A 3,474-nucleotide genomic window follows, 5' to 3' on the forward strand; every position below is an offset into this window, starting at 1 on the left:
TTGAAGTTTGGTTCTGCATAACCTGAGCAATCTGGTGGTAATGCTGGTGATGCGTATTGTAGGAAAGCTCGTCGTAAATCCACAAGCCGATCAGCATGGCAACTGCCATTCCGACCGCCAGGCCACCAATATTAATCAGGGAGTACCCTTTGTGTCGGGTCAGGTTTCGAAATGCGACTTTGAGATAGTTACGGATCATGGCTGTGTTTGCTGGATTCGAATAAGACTGATCTTTTTGTTTTACGGTAAATCTTGGCTTCAAAAAACCCAGTACGTCCCACCAGTACCGCCACTGCGCTCCCCGTTTGCCAATCCGTTTGGTTTGCCAGACAAATTCTTCATGTAGATCGCCCTGCACCTCTTCCAGCCGGTGAGGAGCACAGAAGAGACGTAACAGTCGGTCGGCGAGCTGAGGAGGCTGGGGTGATACGTTCATAAGCTTGTCGCTGATTTGAGCGGATTAAGCAGGCGATCCCAGAAACTGGTACGCACTTCCTGGATCTCCTGTAAGGTTCGCCGACCGTAGGCCGTTACGGTAAACAGACGTTTGCGTCGGCCACCTCGTTCGGCGGTAGGCTCGCCCATTTCCGACTTCACCATCCCTTTATCTTCCAATCGCTGAAGAGCGGCATGAATCTGATTCAGCCGCACCGACCGACCGGTTTGTTCAATAATCTCGTGGGTAATCGACACGCCGTAAGCGTCTCCTTCCATGACGGCAACTGTCAGGAGTACGATTTCTTCGAACTCGCCCAAATAGCTTCGTTTCATGGGTTTACGTTAGTTCTATATTTGCTGATCAAATGGTTTGCCAGAATGTAAAAAGGCTATTGTATCGCCTGAATAGACTTTTTACTTTGCGTATTGCGATACGTATTGTCCGGTATCGGACAGGAAACGTACGGTTTGGGACATACGAAATACGTACTCATTCGATTTCCTTCCTGACTCGTCTCTGAGTTCCTATCCTTCAATTCCTGAATTGCTCAATTCAGCCATCGATTTTAACGGTTGGTATCCCTTCTCATTTCCTGTCGGCTGCCAAACGCTCACCTTTGCTCTGGTCATTAGCCACACCATTCTCTTTTTTAATCCAATGAATATTCAAAAACTAGTACTTACCACTTTCCTTGCAACGCTGCTCTTCGGTTGTAAAAAAGAAGAAGACAAAGTCCCTGCACCCGATCAGGGCGCACCTACGGAATTGGAATTCGGACTCGGAGGTGTTGCTAAGGAAGACCTTAGTGAGGTGCCTGTTTCGACCAATTTCGGGTATGCCTCAGCAGGTAACCTACCAGCTTCTGTTGATCTTACACCCTATATGCCGCCCGTCGGGAATCAGGGCAAATACGGGACGTGCTCCTCTTGGGCAATTGGATATTACACAAAAACCACCGTCGAAGGGATTGCGAAAGGCTATACAACGGCTCAGTTGACCAATGCTACGTATCAGATTAGTCCGCGCGATTTGTTCACCGCCATTCCGGAAGGAGGAAAGAGCCAGAAAGGCGCTAATTGTAATGGAAGCTCTTTTACCGATAACCTGGACTTGCTCCAGGAACGGGGAGCAGCAACCCTGAGCGTAGTGCCTTACGCAGATATGGGTACCTGTAGCAGGGCAACTGTTTTGCCCGCCTGGGATGCTGAGGCCGCTAAACATAAAATTAAAAGCTACCGCCTGATTGATCCCACTGTGGTTGGTATTAAACAGCAACTGGCCAATAAAATGCCGGTGATCCTGGGCGCTAAGCTGGCCGACAATTTTATGGCCTGGAATAGCGATAATGTGCTGTCGTCGAACACTACGTACAACAAAGTTGGGCAACATGCGTATCATGCCCTGACCATCGTAGGTTACGACGATCGCAAAGGAGCAGGAGGTGCTTTCAAAATCGTGAACTCTTGGGGTACCACCTGGGGCAGTAAAGGGTTCATCTGGGTCGATTACAATTTCCTGCTGAATACATTTATTACCTATGATGAGCATGGAAATAAAGAAGTGCTTGTTATGAGCGAAGCGAACACCAAACCGCAGGATGATCAGCAACCCAATCCATCCACAAAAGGTGTCGATTTGGTGGCCTGGGTAAATCAGGATTTTTCGGACTACGAGAGTACGGGTTCCTCAACGGCCCGAATCGTTGACCTGAATATTTACAACGATGGGAATGCCGATGCCAAACCCCAAACCCCCTGGACGGCGTATTACATTTATTACAACGCCCGAAATGCCGATGACTATGGCGTTCTGTTCCATCATACCTACACAACGAAGGGATTGGGTTCCAGGAAATACACCTGTGATGGCGGCAATTGTAATCTGAACTTGCCAATACCGTCGGGTAGCAGCCTTTCCGACCAGCTTTTCGGCAATGATGCGGGTGTGCAGGTAAGCTACAACATGCCATCTAATCTGAACGGAGCCTATTATCTGGTGCTGGTCGTCGATGCCGACGGTACGTTCGATGAAGATTATGAAGAAGATAACTTCTTCTACACGACTGACCGGCCCGTAAAATTCAGAAATGGGTATGCCGCTCGCCAGGGCTACGAAAAGGAATTGTTCTCCTTCAAAAACCAGCAGTCAATCAAGAGTCCGCTCAAATTGCGTCGCGAGTTCAACTCGATGGTGAAACCGGGCAACATGAATGCTTACTCGCCCCAGGAAATTTTTAGCTTCATTCGTCAACAGAAAAAGAGCGGAGCCTTCGCTCAAAAACTTCGGGAACATGATCGTCAGAACGCCATTCAGTCGTCTATCCGCTCGCCAAAGAGCAAGTAAGTGGCTGGCAATGCTGTTGCTAGGGTTGTGCTACGTTTCCTGTACCACCAACGCTACGTCCAGCAGCAAAAACGTATCGGCCGCGAGTGTTCTCGAAAAGATCAGAAAACAGGAGCCGGTTTTATTGGAGAACGTCACAATTGACGGTGATCTGGATTTCACTACGTTGGCTACGTTCCCCGAAACCGAAAGCCGGCGCAAAGCGGTTATCGAGTCGCCGGTTTTCTTCAGGAATTGCGTGTTCACAGGGAAAGTGATTGCTTTCAGCCAACGTAACGACCAGACTACGCTCTGTGATTTTCGGAAGAATCTTACATTTCTAAACTGTAAGTTCAACAGCGAAGCTAATTTTCAGTCGGTGACGGTAGCGGGCGTTAGCTGCTTTTCCAGAAGCACATTTAACCGGATAGCTTCCTTTGAAGGCGCTCACTTTGGCGCCGAAGCGTATTTCGACAATACGTTCTTCACACAGGAAAGCCGCTTTCAAAGTGCTTATTTCGGAAAGATGGCTAACTTCTGGAAATCGGTCTGGGCGGGAACGACTTATTTTCAAAGCGCGGTGTTCAACGGAGATACACCGTTCAACCTGGCTGAATTCAGAGGTAATCTCGATTTTTCGTTATGTACGACGTACGGATTACTTACGTTCAACTATGCTCAGTTGGCGGGCCGAAGTATCTTTGATAATTGCC

General features: G+C 48.5%; 4 protein-coding genes. 2 read left to right on the forward strand and 2 right to left on the reverse strand.

Annotation, left to right across the window (positions count from 1 at the left end):
* Together ACOJS8_RS04500 and ACOJS8_RS04505 are read right to left on the reverse strand one after the other, a co-directional pair.
* On the reverse strand, window positions 1-436 hold a 436-nt coding region (locus ACOJS8_RS04500), incomplete at its 3' end, for a permease prefix domain 2-containing transporter (RefSeq protein ID WP_420147336.1).
* A complete protein-coding gene (locus ACOJS8_RS04505) occupies window positions 433-771 on the reverse strand; it encodes a PadR family transcriptional regulator (RefSeq protein WP_420147337.1) in 339 nt (112 codons plus the stop codon). The genes ACOJS8_RS04500 and ACOJS8_RS04505, both read right to left, overlap by 4 nt.
* Before the next feature lie 325 nt (window positions 772-1,096).
* On the opposite strand from ACOJS8_RS04505, the gene ACOJS8_RS04510 reads away from it, so the two are divergent.
* Both ACOJS8_RS04510 and ACOJS8_RS04515 read left to right on the forward strand, forming a co-directional pair.
* Complete coding sequence (locus ACOJS8_RS04510) at window positions 1,097-2,782, forward strand: C1 family peptidase (protein WP_420147338.1); 1,686 nt, start codon at window positions 1,097-1,099, stop codon at window positions 2,780-2,782.
* Window positions 2,730-3,474 (forward strand): pentapeptide repeat-containing protein (locus ACOJS8_RS04515; protein ID WP_420147339.1); only part of this gene is annotated, 745 nt, incomplete at its 3' end. The genes ACOJS8_RS04510 and ACOJS8_RS04515, both read left to right, overlap by 53 nt.

The organism is Spirosoma sp. (assembly GCF_048594605.1).
GTDB lineage: Bacteria > Bacteroidota > Bacteroidia > Cytophagales > Spirosomataceae > Spirosoma.